Source organism: Nocardioides sp. Z24_21 (assembly GCF_058134345.1).
The window spans coordinates 291,753-307,696 of the sequence record NZ_JBYTTH010000003.1 but is presented as its reverse complement, the minus strand read 5'-3'; the positions used below and the strand labels follow the sequence as shown (position 1 = coordinate 307,696).

Annotated in this window: 14 protein-coding genes; 7 read left to right on the top strand and 7 right to left on the bottom strand. The window is 70.6% G+C overall.

Annotation, left to right across the window (positions count from 1 at the left end):
- Nucleotides 1-18: 18 nt before the first annotated feature.
- Complete coding sequence (locus AC3X7Z_RS13005; protein ID WP_489976173.1) at nucleotides 19-1,389, bottom strand: MBL fold metallo-hydrolase; 1,371 nt, start codon at nucleotides 1,387-1,389, stop codon at nucleotides 19-21.
- 90 nt (nucleotides 1,390-1,479) lie between these two features.
- Between AC3X7Z_RS13005 and AC3X7Z_RS13000 the strand changes: the two genes are divergently transcribed.
- Nucleotides 1,480-2,151: an ArsR/SmtB family transcription factor gene (locus AC3X7Z_RS13000; protein WP_489976172.1), complete on the top strand. Its 672-nt coding sequence runs from the start codon at nucleotides 1,480-1,482 to the stop codon at nucleotides 2,149-2,151.
- A 36-nt stretch (nucleotides 2,152-2,187) separates the two neighbouring features.
- Here the strand turns inward: AC3X7Z_RS13000 and AC3X7Z_RS12995 are convergent, their stop codons facing one another.
- Entirely contained in the window at nucleotides 2,188-3,360 is a 1,173-nt protein-coding gene (locus AC3X7Z_RS12995; RefSeq protein WP_489976171.1) for a glycosyltransferase 87 family protein, read from the bottom strand.
- Nucleotides 3,361-3,518: 158 nt separating this feature from the next.
- Here AC3X7Z_RS12995 and AC3X7Z_RS12990 point away from each other — a divergent pair, with 158 nt between their 5' ends.
- Nucleotides 3,519-4,142 carry a DedA family protein gene (locus AC3X7Z_RS12990; protein WP_206054554.1) on the top strand — a complete coding sequence of 208 codons (624 nt, stop codon included), beginning with the start codon at nucleotides 3,519-3,521 and terminating at the stop codon, nucleotides 4,140-4,142.
- 50 nt (nucleotides 4,143-4,192) lie between these two features.
- On the opposite strand, the gene AC3X7Z_RS12985 is transcribed toward AC3X7Z_RS12990, so the two are convergent.
- On the bottom strand, nucleotides 4,193-4,651 hold the full coding sequence (locus AC3X7Z_RS12985) for a MarR family winged helix-turn-helix transcriptional regulator (protein WP_186341888.1): 459 nt from the start codon (nucleotides 4,649-4,651) through the stop codon (nucleotides 4,193-4,195).
- Between the two features lie 77 nt (nucleotides 4,652-4,728).
- Between AC3X7Z_RS12985 and AC3X7Z_RS12980 the strand changes: the two genes are divergently transcribed.
- Together AC3X7Z_RS12980 and AC3X7Z_RS12975 are read left to right on the top strand one after the other, a co-directional pair.
- On the top strand, nucleotides 4,729-7,806 hold the full coding sequence (locus AC3X7Z_RS12980; RefSeq protein WP_489976170.1) for an efflux RND transporter permease subunit: 3,078 nt from the start codon (nucleotides 4,729-4,731) through the stop codon (nucleotides 7,804-7,806).
- A gap of 218 nt (nucleotides 7,807-8,024) precedes the next feature.
- On the top strand, nucleotides 8,025-9,080 hold the full coding sequence (locus tag AC3X7Z_RS12975) for a zinc-dependent alcohol dehydrogenase family protein (protein WP_186341890.1): 1,056 nt from the start codon (nucleotides 8,025-8,027) through the stop codon (nucleotides 9,078-9,080).
- Between the two features lie 11 nt (nucleotides 9,081-9,091).
- On the opposite strand, the gene AC3X7Z_RS12970 is transcribed toward AC3X7Z_RS12975, so the two are convergent.
- Entirely contained in the window at nucleotides 9,092-9,637 is a 546-nt protein-coding gene (locus tag AC3X7Z_RS12970) for a dihydrofolate reductase family protein (protein WP_489976169.1), read from the bottom strand.
- A 1,835-nt stretch (nucleotides 9,638-11,472) separates the two neighbouring features.
- Between AC3X7Z_RS12970 and AC3X7Z_RS12965 the strand changes: the two genes are divergently transcribed.
- Both AC3X7Z_RS12965 and AC3X7Z_RS12960 read left to right on the top strand, forming a co-directional pair.
- Complete coding sequence (locus AC3X7Z_RS12965) at nucleotides 11,473-11,940, top strand: UbiA prenyltransferase family protein (RefSeq protein WP_489976168.1); 468 nt, start codon at nucleotides 11,473-11,475, stop codon at nucleotides 11,938-11,940.
- Nucleotides 11,937-12,221, top strand: coding sequence for a transcriptional regulator (locus tag AC3X7Z_RS12960; protein ID WP_186341894.1), 285 nt, complete (start codon nucleotides 11,937-11,939; stop codon nucleotides 12,219-12,221). Before AC3X7Z_RS12965 ends, AC3X7Z_RS12960 begins: the two co-directional genes overlap by 4 nt.
- Before the next feature lie 777 nt (nucleotides 12,222-12,998).
- Here AC3X7Z_RS12960 and AC3X7Z_RS12955 read toward each other — a convergent pair.
- The gene (locus AC3X7Z_RS12955; protein ID WP_489976167.1) at nucleotides 12,999-13,433 is read right to left on the bottom strand and encodes a transposase; all 435 of its coding nucleotides are present in this window, start codon (nucleotides 13,431-13,433) and stop codon (nucleotides 12,999-13,001) included.
- A gap of 169 nt (nucleotides 13,434-13,602) precedes the next feature.
- Complete coding sequence (locus tag AC3X7Z_RS12950; RefSeq protein ID WP_206054556.1) at nucleotides 13,603-13,848, bottom strand: hypothetical protein; 246 nt, start codon at nucleotides 13,846-13,848, stop codon at nucleotides 13,603-13,605.
- 535 nt (nucleotides 13,849-14,383) lie between these two features.
- On the opposite strand from AC3X7Z_RS12950, the gene AC3X7Z_RS12945 reads away from it, so the two are divergent.
- Nucleotides 14,384-14,983: a DUF998 domain-containing protein gene (locus tag AC3X7Z_RS12945; RefSeq protein ID WP_186341895.1), complete on the top strand. Its 600-nt coding sequence runs from the start codon at nucleotides 14,384-14,386 to the stop codon at nucleotides 14,981-14,983.
- 328 nt (nucleotides 14,984-15,311) lie between these two features.
- On the opposite strand, the gene AC3X7Z_RS12940 is transcribed toward AC3X7Z_RS12945, so the two are convergent.
- A complete protein-coding gene (locus AC3X7Z_RS12940; RefSeq protein ID WP_186341896.1) occupies nucleotides 15,312-15,917 on the bottom strand; it encodes a TetR/AcrR family transcriptional regulator in 606 nt (201 codons plus the stop codon).
- Between the last annotated feature and the right edge of the window lie 27 nt (nucleotides 15,918-15,944).

Here is a 15,944-nt window from a genome sequence, read left to right as displayed (position 1 = left end):
GGTGGGGGAGTGCGAGGTTCAGACGAGCGTGAGCCCGGCCTCGGCAGCGCTCTCGTCGTACGAGTCGTCGATGGCGACGACGTCGTGGCCGCGCGCGGCGAGGACCGAGGCGACGACGCCGGCGCGGTAGCCGCCGGCACAGTGGATCCAGAGCCTCTGCTGCGGGATCGACTCGAGGTGGGCCAGGACGGCGTGGACGGGGACGTTGACGGCGCCGGCGATGTGGCCGGCGTCGTACTCCGCCGGGCGGCGCACGTCGAGGACCACGCGCTCGCCGGCAGGGTCCTCGCGGATCTCCGCGGCGAGCCCGGCGAAGTCGGTGACCGGGAAGCTGCCGAGCGGGGCGCCGTCGGCCCAGTCCTCGGGCGTGCCGGTGGCCATCGCGGCCGGGTCCATGCCGATGCGGACCATCTCGCGCTGCGCCTCGGCCACCTGCTCGGGGGTCTCGCCGAGCAGCGTGATGGTCGCGTCGTAGGGGAGGATCCAGCCCAGGTAGGTGACGAACTGGCCGTCGAGGCCGAAGTTGACGCTGCCGCTGAGGTGACCGGCGGCGAACGCCGACCGGGTCCGCAGGTCCACGACCCACTCGCCGGCGTCGATGCGGCGGCGCAGCTCGGCCGGGTCGGCGAGCTCGGGGTCGGACAGGTCGGCCGCCCGCGGGCCGGCGGTGTTCGCGGGGCCCATCTCGGTGTAGTAGGCGGGGAACTCCTCGAGGCCCGCGAGCAGGCCGTCGACGTAGTCCGCCTCGTCCTTGGTCAGGGCCGGGTTGGTCCGCTTCTCGTCGCCGATGGTGCTCGCGGTCGCGTCGGACTGGGTGGCCGAGCAGAAGCTGCCGAAGCCGTGGGTCGGGAAGACCGACGTGTCGTCGGGCAGCTCGTCGGCGAGGCGTTGGGCGGAGTGCCACTGCGCGTGGACCAGGGCGTCGGTGTGGTCGGGGCCGAGCAGGTCGGGACGGCCGGTGGAGCCGTGGAGCAGCGACCCGCCGGTGAACACCGCGACGGGCTCGTCGCCGGCCGAGAGCGCAAAGGACAGGTGGGTGTGGGTGTGGCCGGGGGTGTGGACCACGCGCACCCGCATGGTGTCGCCGACGGCGACGACGTCGCCGTCGCGGACGGGGGTGCGCTCGAAGGCGACCGGGTCGTCGACGTTGACGAGGTAGGCGGCGCCGACCGCCTCGGCCAGGGCCAGCCCGCCCGTGACGTAGTCGTTGTGGATGTGGGTCTCGAAGACGTGGGTGATCCGCACGCCCGCCTCGTCGGCGGCGGCCAGGACGCGGTCGATGTCGCGCTGCGGGTCGACGACGAGCGCGACGGCGCCGTCGTGGGCCACGTACGTGCGGTCGCCGAGGCCGGGGGTGTCGATCGGGACGACGGTGACGGGGATGGGCATGGGGCCTCCTAGGTCCGATGGATACCCTGGGGGGTATGCGAGGACCGTAGCAAGACAACCTACGATCTTCCAAAGATCATTGGAGGAACGATGAACGAAGAGCGTCGCCACCACCTGTTCGACGAGCTCGCCGTCGTCGGCAAGGCCTTCGGCAGCGCCAAGCGGCTCGAGCTGGTCGACCTGCTCGCCCAGGGCGAGCGCACGGTCGACGGGCTGGCCCGGGCCGCGGGGATGGGGGTGAGCACGGTCTCGGCGCACCTGCAGGTCCTCAAGCTCGCCCACCTGGTGCTGACCCGGCGCGAGGGGACCAAGGTGTTCTACCGCCTCGCGGGCGACGACGTGGCCGACCTCTACGCCGCGATGCGCGCCGTCGCCCGCGACCGCTCCGCCGACGTCGGCCGGGCCCTCGAGGCCTACCTCGACCTGCCCGGCTCGGGGGAGGTGGGCCTGGTGACGCGCGACGAGCTCGAGCAGCTGCTGGCGTCCGGCGAGGTCACCCTCCTCGACGTGCGTCCCGCCGAGGAGTACCTCGCCGGCCACATCCCGGGCGCCCGGAGCATGCCGCTCGAGACGCTGGACGGCGAGACGGACGCCTTGCGGCACGCGCCGCCGGTGGTGGCCTACTGCCGCGGCAGCTTCTGCGTGATGGCGCACGACGCCGTCCGCATCCTGGGCGGGGCCGGCGTCGAGGCACGGCGCCTCGAGGACGGGATGCTGGAGTGGCGTACGTCCGGGCTCCCCGTCGCGGCGTGCGCGGCGTGACCGCGGCCCGGTCGGTCCTGCCCGGCTGAGGCGACGTCAGGCCGCGCGAGCCGGCGAGGTCCCGGCCGTACGACGGGCCAGCGGCACGCCCCGCGCGACGACGGCCAGGGCCACGAGCCCGAGCACGACGTAGGGACCGGAGGCCGCCACCTGGAGCGCGTCCCACGACAGCTCCGGTCGGTCGTCGTCGATCCGTCGGACGACGTACGTCGCGGTGGTCGCCAGCACGGTGACGAGCAGCAGCCGGGAGCGCTGCCAGCCCAGCACCAGCATCGGCACGCACCAGACCCAGTGATGGGTCCACGAGATCGGCGAGACCATCAGCCCGGTGGCGGCGATGGCCACCAGGCCGCCCAGGTCGTCGCCGGCGCGCCCGGCCCGGACGGCCACGTACGTCCCGACCAGCAGCACGGCGAGGACGGCCACCATCGTCGTGGCGAGCTGCCAACCCGCGAGATCGCGCTCACCGAAGGCACGGACCAGCCATCCTCGGACCGACTGGTTGGTGATCCTCTCCGGACTCCCGACCCGTCGGTCGTCGTAGAGGTGGCGCGTCCAGTAGTCCCACGTCGCCTGCCGGTCCACGATCGCGGAGAGCGCCACCGTGCCGAGCGCCGTCACGGCGGCTCTCACCCCGGTCCGCCGGGGGCCGGCCAGCAGCAGGTAGCCGACGACGATCGCGGGGGTCACCTTGAGCCCGGCGGCCAGACCGGTGCCCACCCCGGCCCACCGGGTGCCGCGCAGCACGGTCAGGTCGGCCAGGACGAGGGCGACGACCAGCAGGTCGACCTGGCCGAGCGCGATCGTGGACTGCACCGGCTCGCACCACACGGCGACCGCGGTCACGACGGCCGTGCCCGTGCTCAGCCGGCGGCCCTCGGTGCCGGCGAGACGGAGCGAGAGGTGGCCCACCACCGCCAGCAGCGCCACGTTGGCCAGCACGGACGCCGGGGCGAGGACGCCCATCGGCAGGAGGCTCACCGGGGAGAAGACGATCGCGGCGAACGGCGGGTAGGTCATCAGGCCGCGCACCCCCGGCAGGGCGCCGTAGAGGTCCCACCCGTGCCGGAGCGCCATGCCCTCGGCGCGGTAGACGGCGAGGTCGATGACGTCGGGCACGAGGTCGCCGTGGGTGCCCCGCAGCGCCAGGCGGCAGGCCACCGACACGACGGCGATCGCCCAGGCGGTGCGAGGGGTCAGGGCCGGCACACCGCCATGCTCGTCGCTGCGGGGGCCGGCCGGCGGAGCACACCGGCCCCGGAACCCACTGGTCCTTCGGCACTGTCCGAGGGGCTGGGGTCCTCGTAGCGTGCCCGGTACCCGGCGGGTCGCGCGGACCTCGCGCCAGGGTGAGGGGAGAGGGGCTCGTGACGGGCATCGTCGACGCACTGGTCGCACTGCCGCCGTGGCTGGTGCTGCTCGTGGTCTTCGCGCTCCCCGCTGCGGAGGCCGGTCTGATGGTCGGGGTCTTCATCCCGGGGGAGATCGCCGTGCTCATCGGCGGTGTCGTCGCCCACGAGGGCGAGCTGCCGCTGTGGGCGGTGATCCTCACCGCGTCGTCGGGCGCGTTGATCGGCGACCAGGCCGGGTACGAGCTCGGCCGGCGCCACGGTGGTCGGCTCGCGGGACGCCTGCTGGGCCACGTCGTCCGGCCCGGGGACATCGACCGCACCTACGACCTGCTCCGGCGTCGCGGGGGCCTGGCGGTGGCGCTGGGACGCTGGATCGCGGTCGTGCGCGCGCTGCTGCCCGGTGCCGCCGGCGCGATCGGGATGGCGCGGCTCAGGTTCACCGTCTTCAACGTCGTCGGTGGCGTCCTCTGGGCGAGCGCGGTCGCGGTCGGGGGCTACCTGGTCGGCGCGTCCTACCGCGCGCTCGAGCACGACATCGGGCTCGCGGCCGACGTCCTGCTCCTGATCGTGCTGGTCGGGGTGGGCGGCTGGGTGCTCGTCCGCCGCCGCCGCGAGGCGGCGCGTCCTGACGCCTCTTAGGGGTCGAGGCGGCGCGTCCTGACGCACGCGTCCCCGCGGTCAGGAGGTCGTCACCCCTCGCGCGTGCCGCCTGGGGTGCCGCGCATCACGCGCTCGATGCCGGCGAGCCCGAGCCGGAGGCCGGCGACCTCGGCGTCGGTGAGCCCGGGCACGACGTCGCGCCAGTGCCGCAGCTGCATGGCGGCGACGTCCTCGAGCGCCTCGCTGCCCGCCGCGGTCGTACGCAGGAGCAGGGCGCGCCGGTCGTCCGGGGCCGGCTCCTGGACGAGGAACCCGCCCGCCACGAGTCGCGAGACGAGGCCCGACACGGTCGCCGCGCTGACGCAGAGGGCGTCGGCGACGGCGTGGGCCGTCATCGGGGCGCGGTACTGCACGAGCATGAGCACCTTGAGCTGCTGGACCGACAGCTCGGTGGCGACGACCTCGTCGACCCGGACGTGGGCGAAGGCCTCCTGCAGCCGGCAGGAGAGCGCCTCCACCTCGCGGACGTCCTCGTCCCGATTGCTCACGGTCACCACCATATCGTTAGCATCGCGCTAACGATTTCGTGGACCTCCGGTCCGCCCTGACACAGGAGCCGCACCCCGTGGGTCATCTCGCGTCCTTCTCGCTTCGCAACCGAGCCCTCATCGCCCTCTCCACGGTCATGGTGGCGATCTTCGGCGTGCTGTCCGCGGGGGCGCTGAAGCAGGAGCTGATCCCCAACCTGGAGTTCCCGGCCGTTGGCGTGGTCCTGCCCTACGCCGGCGCCTCCCCGGAGGCGGTCGAGCAGGAGGTCACGGCGCCCGCCGAGCAGGCACTCTCCGGGGTCGACGGGCTCGAGCAGGTCGACTCCACGTCGTCGAGCGGCGTCTCGCTGGTCCTGCTCACCCTCGAGTACGGCACCGACCTCCAGCGCGCCCAGCAGCAGGCCGAGAGCGCGATGAGCAGTGCGCAGGGCCTGCCGGAGTCCGTCGAGCCGGTCGTCTTCGCCGGCAGCTTCGACCAGTTCCCCGTGGTGCAGCTCGCGGTCACCTCCGACGCCGACCCCGCGCAGCTCGCCGAGCGCATCGACCGCCTCGTCGTGCCGGCCCTCGAGGACGTCGAGGGCGTCCGCCAGGTCGACGTCACCGGTGCCCCCACCGACCGCGTCGAGGTCACCCTGACGCCCGGGGCCCGCCAGCTCGGAGTGAGCGCCGCGGACGTGTCCGACGCGCTGTCGACCAACGCCTCGCTCGTGCCTGCCGGCACCGTCGACGACGCCGGGTCGAGCCTGTCGGTCCAGGTCGGCGCCACGCCGACGACCCTCGCCGAGCTGCGCCGGGTGCCGGTGTCGCTGCCCGAGGGCGGTACGCGACCGCTCGGCGAGGTGGCCGAGGTGCGCACCGCGCAGGCGACGCCGACGTCGTACTCCCGCACCAACGGCGAGACGAGCCTCGCCGTCGCGATCACCAAGACGCCCGACGGCAACACCGTCGACATCTCCCACGCGGTCGCCGAGCTCATCCCCGAGCTCGAGGACGACCTGGGCGACGGTGCCGAGTTCTCCGTCGCCTTCGACCAGGCACCCTTCATCGAGAAGTCGGTGGAGGACCTGACCACCGAGGGCGCCCTCGGGCTCTTCTTCGCGGTCCTGGTGATCCTGCTGTTCCTCTTCTCCGTCCGGTCCACGCTCGTCACGGCCCTGTCGATCCCGCTGTCGCTCCTGGTGACGCTGATCGGCCTGCGGCTGGGCGGCTACACGCTCAACATCCTCACCCTCGGCGCGCTGACCGTCGCGATCGGCCGCGTGGTCGACGACTCGATCGTGGTGATCGAGAACATCAAGCGACACCTGTCCTACGGGGAGTCCAAGGTCGCCGCGATCACCACCGCGGTGCGCGAGGTCGGCGGTGCCATCACCTCCTCGACGATCGCCACGGCCGCGGTGTTCCTGCCGATCGGCGTCGTCGGCGGCCAGGTCGGCGAGCTGTTCCGCCCCTTCGCCGTCACCGTGGCGCTCGCCCTGCTGGCCTCGCTCCTGGTGTCGCTCACGATCATCCCGGTGCTGGCCTACTGGTTCCTCAAGAGCCCCGACACGGTCGTCGACCCGGCACGGGTGCAGGCGGACGCCGAGGCCAAGGAGGAGCGCTCGTGGCTGCGCCGCGCGTACGACCCCACCGTGCGCTGGGTGGTCCGCCGCCCGTGGCGCACCGTCGGTGTCGCCGTCGTCGTCCTGGTGGCGACGCTGGGGCTGACCCCCTTCATCAAGACCAACTTCCTGGGCAGCAGCGGCCAGAACACCCTCACGGTGACCCAGGAGCTCGAGCCCGGCGCCACGCTCGACCGGCAGGACGCCGCAGCGCGGGAGGTCGAGTCGGTCCTCGTCGAGGACGACGAGGTCGAGACGGTCCAGAGCACCGTCGGCACCGGGGAGGGCGTGGCCGCCATCTTCGGCGGCGGCGCGACGACCTTCGCCCTCACGCTGGCGGAGGACGCCGACAGCGAGGCGGCCGCTGAGCGGATCGAGGCGGCCCTGGCCGACGCCACCGGCGACGTCACCGTCACCGCCGGCGACGCCGGCTTCGCCTCGGCGCTCGAGCTCGTGGTGACCGCGACCGACCAGTCCCGACTCGGCGAGGCCGCCGAGATCGTGGCCACCGAGCTGGAGGGCGTCGACGGCATCGGCACGGTGACCTCGGACGCCGCAGCGGCCCAGCCGGTGCTGTCGGTCCGGGCCCGCCCCGAGGCCGAGGCCGCCGGCCTCACCTCAGGGTTCCTCGGTGGCGTGCTGGCCCAGGCCCTGTCGCAGCCGCCCGTCGGCCAGGCCACCATCGACGGCGAGCAGCTCGACGTCGTCGTGGTCGGCGGCCCGCGGCCGAGCTCGATCGCCGAGCTGCGGCAGCTGCCCGTCGGCGACGGCACCTCGCTGGGACAGGTCGCCGAGCTGGTCGAGCAGGACGTCGCGACCGCGATCACCCGCTCCGACGGCGAGCGCACGGTCACCATCACCGCCGAGCCCGCGGCCGACGACCTCGGCTCGGTGACCGCCGACGTGCAGGCCCTGGTCGACGACCTCGACCTCCCCGAGGGCACCGACGTCTCCATCGGCGGCGTGTCGGAGGACCAGGCCGAGGCGTTCGGCCAGCTCGGCCTCGCGCTCCTCATCGCCATCGCGATCGTCTACGTCGTCATGGTGGCGACCTTCAAGTCGCTCGTGCAGCCGCTGATCCTGCTCGTCTCGGTGCCGTTCGCGGCCACCGGCGCGATGCTGCTGCTGGTCCTCACGGGCATCCCGCTCGGCGTCCCGTCGCTCATCGGCGCGCTCATGCTGGTGGGCATCGTGGTCACCAACGCCATCGTGCTCATCGACCTCGTCAACCAGCGCCGCGAGGCCGGGGCCAGCATCGCCGAGGCGCTGGCCGACGGCGGCGGGAAGCGCGTACGTCCCATCGTGATGACCGCGCTCGCCACGATCCTCGCCCTCACGCCGATGGCGTTCGGCGTCACCGGCGGCAGCGCCTTCATCTCCCAGCCGCTCGCGGTCGTGGTCATCGGCGGCCTGCTGTCCTCGACGTTCCTGACCCTCCTCCTGGTGCCGGCCCTCTACGTGCTCGTCGAGCGGCGCAAGGAGCGCCGCGCGCAGCGGCGCACCGAGCGGCAGGGTCGAGGAGCGCGTGAGGTCGCCGACGCGCCGTCTGCGTAGGGAGTCGCTGCGAGGGCTGACCCGGTAGGGCTCGGCGGCGGCGCGCGGAAGACCGGGGCCATACGCCTCGTGCGCGGAGTCCGGGTGCGGCGTACCGTCGAAATCCACGCTCGATCGCCGGAAGCCCCGCGATCTGCCCCCAGTGGAGCGACCACCCGTGGATCGAGCAGCTGAGCTCGCGATCGCCACCGGGCAGCCGACGCACATCAGGAGGACAGATGAAGGCACTGGTCTACCACGGTCCGGGCAACAAGGCTTGGGAGGACGTTCCCGATCCCCAGATCCAGCAACCCACCGACATCATCGTGCGGATCGACACGACCACGATCTGCGGCACGGACCTGCACATCCTCAAGGGGGACGTGCCGGCGGTGACCGACGGTCGGATCCTCGGCCACGAGGGCGTCGGCACCGTCACCGAGGTGGGCTCGGCGGTGTCCACGGTGGCCGTCGGCGACCGCGTGCTGCTCTCGTGCGTCAGCGCGTGCGGCGCCTGCTCGTACTGTCACCAGGGCCTCTACGCGCACTGCCTGGCCGAGGAGGGCGCCAGCGGCATCGGTTGGATCTTCGGTCACCTGATCGACGGCACCCAGGCCGAGCTGGTCCGGGTGCCGTTCGCGGACAACTCCGTCTACAAGCTGCCCGACGGGGTGAGCGACGAGGCCGCGGTCATGCTGTCCGACATCATCCCGACCTCGTTCGAGATCGGTGTCAGGTATGGCCGGGTGAAGCCCGGCGACGTGGTCGCGGTGGTCGGCTCCGGGCCGATCGGCCTGGCCGCGATGATGACCGCCACGCTCTACGGCGCGGCCCGGATCATCGCGCTCGACCTCGACGCCAACCGGCTGGAACAGGCGTTGGGCTTCGGGGCGACCGACACCGTCGACAGCGGCAGCGCGGACTGGCGTGAGCAGGTGCTCGCGATGACCGACGGGCTCGGCGTCGACGTGGCGATCGAGGCCGTCGGCATCCCGGCGACGTTCGACGCCTGCACCACGATCGTCCGACCCGGTGGCTCCATCGCCAACGTGGGCGTGCACGGATCACCCGTGGAGCTGCAGCTGCAGGACCTGTGGATCATGGACCTCACCATCACCACGGGCCTGGTCAGCACCTCGACCACGCCGATGCTCCTGAAGCTGGTGGCCCAGCACAAGCTGGCGGTCGAGAAGTTCGCGACCCACCACTTCACGCTCGACGAGATGATGGACGCCTACGACACCTTCGGCCGGGCGGCGGAGACCAAGGCGCTGAAGGTCGTGATCTCCCGGTAGCGCGTCTGAGCTCAATCGGACGAAGGACGCCGGTAGCTCAGGAACACGGAACCGGTCGGCGACGATTCAGCCCGCGTCAGGGTCAGTCTGAGGGGATCTGAGCCGTCCTCGAAGAGACGCCGCCCAGTGCCGGCCAACGTCGGGACGACGACGAGCTCGAGACGATCCACCAGGTCCTCGGCCAGCAGAGTCTGGGCGACGGCGATGCTGCCATGGACGCCGATGTCGCCTCCCGACCCTGCCTTCAGCCGTCTGACGTAGGACGGGAGCGGGGAGTCGACGACGACCGACTGCTCCCAGCCCTTGTCCAGGGGATGTGAGGTCACGACGTGCTTGGTGGTCGTGTTGATGAAGTCTGCGAACGGTTGCACGTCCGACGTCGGCCAGTAGTCGGCCCAGTAGTCGTACGTACCGCGACCGAGGACGACGTCGTCCTGGACCCCGATGACGTCAGCGAGGTTGCGGAACACGGTCTCGTCCGCCTCGAACATCCAGTCGCCCGGCTCCTCCGCGACTCCGTCCAAGGACAGCAGGGCGTACAGGGTCACGTCGCGCATGGCTCCTCCAGAGTGGTGTCACCCGTACGTCGAACGGGCGGCGCCCAGATCGACAGCGTTACTCGCCGTTGGTCCGTCAGGCGTCGGTCTGCACTGGGGCTCGAGCTGCAACCTGCGTGGGTGTATGACCGCGGGACAAGGTGCCAGCGCGTGCGGCTCGGGTATAGGTCACGGCGCCGTCCGCCGAGTAGCTCGAAGGCGGCGGAGTGACGCACTCGTCGCGGCAGATCCCGAAACAGCGCAGGCACCGTCCCAGCCCCGTCAGTCGCCAATCTCATTCCCCTGCTGCAACGCGCCGGACAAGTCTGCGGGGAAATCTCATGAGTGAACTGCAGTGGCGTGTCGCGGTCAGTCCGAACGCCGTTGGCACACACCATCCGCACATCGGTGCGCTTTCAGGCGGTGTGAGGACGCACCTGCCGATGCGTCGCGGGAGGCGCTGCGTGCCCTGAGCACAGTTGATGCCCTGCCTGAAGCGGCGCTGTGCTGGACGGATGCTGAAGTTCTCCGCCGGGCATGAAAGAACCGCCCACGGTCTCGGGTCCGTGGGCGGTTCTGACTCCAGACTACGCGACCGTTGACCCCGGCGCTGGCACAGCACATGCACGCGATTGCAACGGATCGGTCCGTGATTCCGCGGGACCTGCGTCGAGGAAGACCCGCGCCTTGAACCGTCGAGCCGACTCGCGGCGGTATCAGCAGGATCGATCTTCGGAGTTGCCGCATGGGCGATGCTCGTCGTGCCGCCACGGTCGCCTCGGCGCCCTATGGGGGGTCAATGTATGGGTGGCCGGACTCGGTGGTCACCAGGCTCATGGAGAAGCCGTTCTTCAAGCGGAGGAAGCACTCCGAAGAGGTCAGTCAAGCCTCTTCGCCAGTCTGTGCTGTCTGGTCCGCGTGACGCGCTAAGCGACGTCGAGCACCTGGGCGTGCCGAGGTACGACTGTGGGCGCGCAGTGGCGTAGCAACGCCAGTGTTGCAAGCGGGGTCAGGACACCGGTTCGGGGTGGGACGATCCGCATCCGTCCTCCGTGGCATCGTGTGAATCGGCTGGCCCAGGTGAGCGAGCGGACCAGGCGTGGGTCCATCCGCACGACCCCGGACAGATCTACGGTCAGGCACCGACCGGTGGCGTTGCGATGCGCCTGCTGGACGGAGCGCACGAGGTCGGGGACAGCGGCTAGGTCCAGCTCAGCGGGTGCGATGAGGTGATCGGGACCGGCGAAATGGAACAAGGAGGCGTGGTGCGACATGTTGGTGTCCTGATTTGGATGCCCCGTGATCGCCGTTGCTGGGCTGTTGGGGACAGCGGGGGGTACCCCCCGGGTGTGCGGTGTATGCAACAACAGCCGAACTTCTTGTCACCAGCGCCTCCGGACCGGGACGCTCGGCCGCAGCGTCACGGTGCGGAGCCGCCCACGTTGGCTCGGCGCATGCGGCCCGTTCAGGAGCAACGCACATTGAAGGCCCCGCGCGCGCGCCCGACCCGTCGCGGACCGCGGCGCGACCAGCGACTCGATGACCGGCGGCACCGTTGGTCATTAGAGGCGAGCGGGGGGCCGTGAACTGGGAGCGCCCGCGGATGTAAGCCCCATTTGAGGACCGACCTGGAACTCGTCGCCGTAGCCGACGTCTGGGGGGCCAGTCCAAGTTCACTCGCCGGCACGAAACCGAACCGCCGGTAGTAGGCCGGAGGGACTGCTGCATCCTCTGGTGACAGCAAGACCCAGCGGAGCGCTGAGCTGCTAGCCGCGCCCCCGGGCTCGCCCTCGCATCCGGGGGCGACTCCCGGAATGTTACTTGCATAAATGGCAACTTCTCTTATGCTTGCGCCTATGGAAAGTTCTTTGGGGCCGTTCGAGCGCATCCGTGAGCTGGAGCGCGGCGAGGCGGCGCCCTACATCCGGATGCGGCCTTCGCCTTGGTGGGTGCCACCACTCTTTGGCGTGTGGTTCGCCGCCTATGTGGGAGCATTCGCGTTCTGGAGCGAGAGCGAGTTCGCCTTCGTTTTGGCGATGATCACGCTCGCCGCCGGCGTCGGCGCGTTCGTGGGGTGGTGTGCCCGGCGGTACGATGCCTTCCCCATGCCCGGTCGTGGCACTCCTCCGCCGGAGATCCGGCGGGAGTACCGGTGCTACGCCATCGGAGCGGTGGGCATCGCCGTCCTTGTGGCGGGCGTGATGTGGTTGGCCGGGGTCCCGGCAGCGTCCGGTGCCGCGTTCGCTCTGGTGACCGTGGGCCTGCGGCTGTTCCAAGCCCGCTATGAGCGTGCGGCGGCCGTCGTGCGGGAGCGGCTGCCATGAGCCTGGGCGACCTCGACCCTGTCTTACACGCACCGAAGCGGCTCATAGCGATGGCCGTGCTGGCGAACACCGAGTACGCCACATTCCGGTTCCTCAAAGAACAACTCGACCTGACCGACTCGGACCTGTCCAAACAAATGTCTGCGCTGGAGTCGGCTGGTTACGTCAAAGTCAACAAGCGCGGGCGCGGACCGGGCTCGGCCACGACGTACACCATGACGCGCCCAGGCGATCGTGCCTACCGGGCCCACCGCGCAGCGCTTTACGCCCTGCTCGCCTAAGAGATGACCCGGGACTGCGATGCAGCCCCACCCACCGAACGGTGGAGGCACGAACCAACCCAAGCTCAGAGGCTGCAGTCGATGTGACGGGGTTCGGTGGCCCTCAACTTCGCGCATGATGGCATTTGGAAGTCCGAAATCTGTACAAGCTGTACGGACAGCACGTTGCCGTCAACGACGTCTCCTTCACCGTTGACGAAGGGAGATCTTCGGCATCATTGGACCCAGCGGCGCTGGCAGGACGACGATCCTCGGGAGTGCGCCGGTCTGCGAATACCCGACTCGGGGCTCGGACGGGCTACCGCGGACCTCGTTCCTACGTTCCAAGACGCCAAGCGCTTGACTCGTCCCGAGCTGACACCGTCGGTGCCAGCACCTCCGCTCGCGTCTTGCGGCATCCTGGGTGACGTGCAGCACCCAGAGGTAGGCACCCGCACGCGCAGGGGCCAATGCAAGGCAGGCGGTCAGCTGATATGTAGGCACCTCTTGTCAAGGGCAGGTTGAGGCGCCCGTCCCACTGATGGTGGGGCGGGCGCCTCGTGCTTCGTCGGGGTGTGGCGGCTGGTCGCGTGTCGTTGGCGACGCACGGTCAGGCTGATATGCGCGGGTTGGTTACCGCAGGACGGGCTGTTCGGCTGGAGCGGATCGCGTGTCTAGGGTCGAGCGTCGCGCCGATCACTGGTGTGGCTCTCGGTGCTGCTCATAGCTGTGTCGCGGGTCGCTCCTCGCGCTGCTGCCAGCGGGCCTGGGTCGACGAAGCAGTTCAGGGATCGGTCCTCATTCTTCGAGGACGGCCAGCGACCAGCACCAGCCGGCCAGCTCGCGGGCGATCGCGACGTTGGCGATCGTGTGCCTCTTGGGTCGTGCGCGCATGGTGCTCCAGCGGTGGTGGAGTGGCCGGTTGCCCTCGTCGCAGCGGGCGCGAGCAGCAGGCCCGGCAAGCTCCCACCGGTCCCGCATGGTCTTGCCGATGCGGTAGGCGGGCCGGTGGTGCCACGCGGCTTCGACCAGCAGGCGCCGCAGGTGGGTGTTGCCGGTCTTGGTGATCGACCCCTGGACCCGTGACTGGCCCGAGGAGTACTCGCTGGGCACCAGCCCGATGAACGAGCCGATGGTCTTGCCGGTGAATCGGTCCCAGTCGCCGACCTCGCCCGCCAACGCGAGCCCGGTCAGGGGCCCGATTCCGCGCAGGCAGCCCAGCCGCCGCAGCACCGGGGTGAGCTTCGCAGTCTGCGGCCGTGGTGGTGATCGCGTCGTCGAGGCGGTCGCGGCATGCCTTCACGTGGAGCACGGCGTCGTAGTCGGACTCGAAGGTCAGCCTGGTCGCGGCGGAGTCCAGTTGGGCGCCGGCGCGGCGCAGCCACACGTCGTGGGCGCCGGTTCACGCCTTCGCGCCGGAGTAGACGTAACCCTGGCGCAGCAAGAGCTTCGACGACCGGTGCCGGGCCGGCATCAGGTCACCCCGGGCGTCCTCGCGGGCGCGGACCAGGTCACGTGCGGCCTCTTGGCCGACGCTGGGAACGCTCACCGCGGTGATGTCCTTGGCGTCGGTCTTGACCCTGTCGCCGCTGGGCCGTTGCAGCTTCGACGGCGCCACGACCTCGCGGCGGATCCCGGCTGCGTTCAACGACCAACTCAGGACGAGCCGGTCAATCCATACCGTCTAGGCGTCCGCCGTTATGCGCCCCCGCGGTGACACGCTCGGCGTCCCGACATACGTGCCGGGGCACATCTCGGGTCCGACCATGGTCGTCACTCACACCTGCGCCCTGTGCCCGTGCCCCGTTCAACGGTTGTGCGGACGTGCGCTCGGTGCGCGCCTTCTCCACTGCTGGCCCAACCGTCCTCCTGGGCTAGCAGTGGCGCCCCCCCGCTGAGGGGAACGCCTCACGCGCGAGTGCGGACATGAACCGGGTCTGCGTCGGAGATCGGATGGGTCGTTGCGGGGGTCACCGCCGGCGTGGTGATCTACGGTCTCGTCGTTCTGCTCGCGTGGCGACGCAGACGACGCACGCCGACCAGCTGACCATCCAGGTCCTTCGCGCCGATCGGACCGTCCCGTCAGGAGGACGCACACCATGACCGCAACTCCCACGATGCCGGCCACCTCATCGACTCGTGCCCCGGCCGGGGCACTGATGTGGGTGCCTCAGCCTCTGTACGTGGTCTGTGAGCTCATCGCCGCCGCGGCCGCCACGGCTCCATACAGCCTGCTCGACAACACCATCAGTGACCTCGGTGCGACCACGTGCACCACCATCGCCTACCCCTACGGCGACGTCCCGGTGTGCTCACCGCTGCACCCGCTGGTGAACGGTGCGTTCATCGTATTCGGCCTGCTGCTCGCTATTGGTGCGGTGCTGCTGCGAGGGTGGCTCCCCAAGGGCGCTGCGGCTACAACCTCGGTGGGGTTGTGGGTCATCACGGGGCTCAGCTCGGTCGCGACCGGGCTGGTACCGCTCGACCAGGACCTGGACCTGCACAGTCTCGTGGCGCTGCCAGCGTTCGTGGCGCAGTCGTTGGCCCTGCTCGTCATCGCCTACGTCCTGCGCCACCGACGCGGGGTGTCGGGGTCGGCGCTGGTGGCCGGGGCGGTCTCGCTCGTCGGACTGGTCGCGTTTCTGGCGCGCACCGGCAGCGCCGAGCTCGGTGGTCTGTTCGAGCGGCTGGCGTTCTGGCCGGGCTACCTCTGGCTGCCGGTCCTTGCCGTCGTCGTCCTGTGCGAGCGAAGGGTCCCGTGTGCCGGGCGGCGCTCGGTGTGACTCGGAGCTGGGTCCATGATCAGCACAGTTGCATGGCGTCCAGACCGGGGCGGTCGCCGAGTCACTCACCTAGTTCGAGGACGCCCGTTCGGCCGTTCGGGTCTGCTGCGCGATCCGGTGACAGGCTGCCTCGGGCCGGTTGACCGCGCCGGCGGGCGCCGCGTGCGCGAGTTGCCTGCACGCTCCCTATTGCATGTTGGCCGGCGACCGCTTTAAGGGGCGCTTTGAGCGGGGGAGCGCACCCACCCGATGTTGGCGTCGCGGTCCCCAGACGGCTGGCACTCAGGCTCCTTCGTCGAGCTGACAGCGGTTCGTACAGCAGACCCGCCTACTCACGGGCGCTTGCGCGGAGTTGGGTCAGCGTCCAGAGCAGTGGGCTGTCCACGTCGGTGCTCGGGTCGAGCATCTGTCGGATCATCAGGCCCTCGTGGAGGGTGAGCAGGCCGCGGGCGGCCTCGACGCAGTCGACGTCGGCTGCGATGACACCGGTGCTCTGAGCCCGACTCAGCACTTCGGTCAGTTCCTGATCCCATGCCGCGACGCGCTGACGGACGAAGTCGGCAGCGACGTGGTCGGGTTGCGCAGCGACGTTCAGCTTGAGGCTGATCCATAGCCGGGTCCAGGCAGGGGTGGAGCGGCGGCGCTCAGCGACGCGTGCGTACGCACTGATGAGGTCGTCAATGTCTAGCAGGGCGCCCTCGTCGAAGAACTGGCGGTCGGCGTCCTCCTGAGCGATGAGCACGCCCAGCAGAAGGTCGTCCTTGGACGCGAAGTGGTGCTGCAGGCCGGCGTGGGTGATCCCGACCCGAGCGGCGATGGCCCGTAGTGAAGCGACCTCGAAACCCGCTCGCGAGAACTCCTCCAGCGCCGCGTCGAGGATCGCGGCTCGTTTCGCCAATCCGACCTTGTACGGCCCGCGCACCACCCTCGTCACGGCTCCACTATCTCTCACGGCCACGCC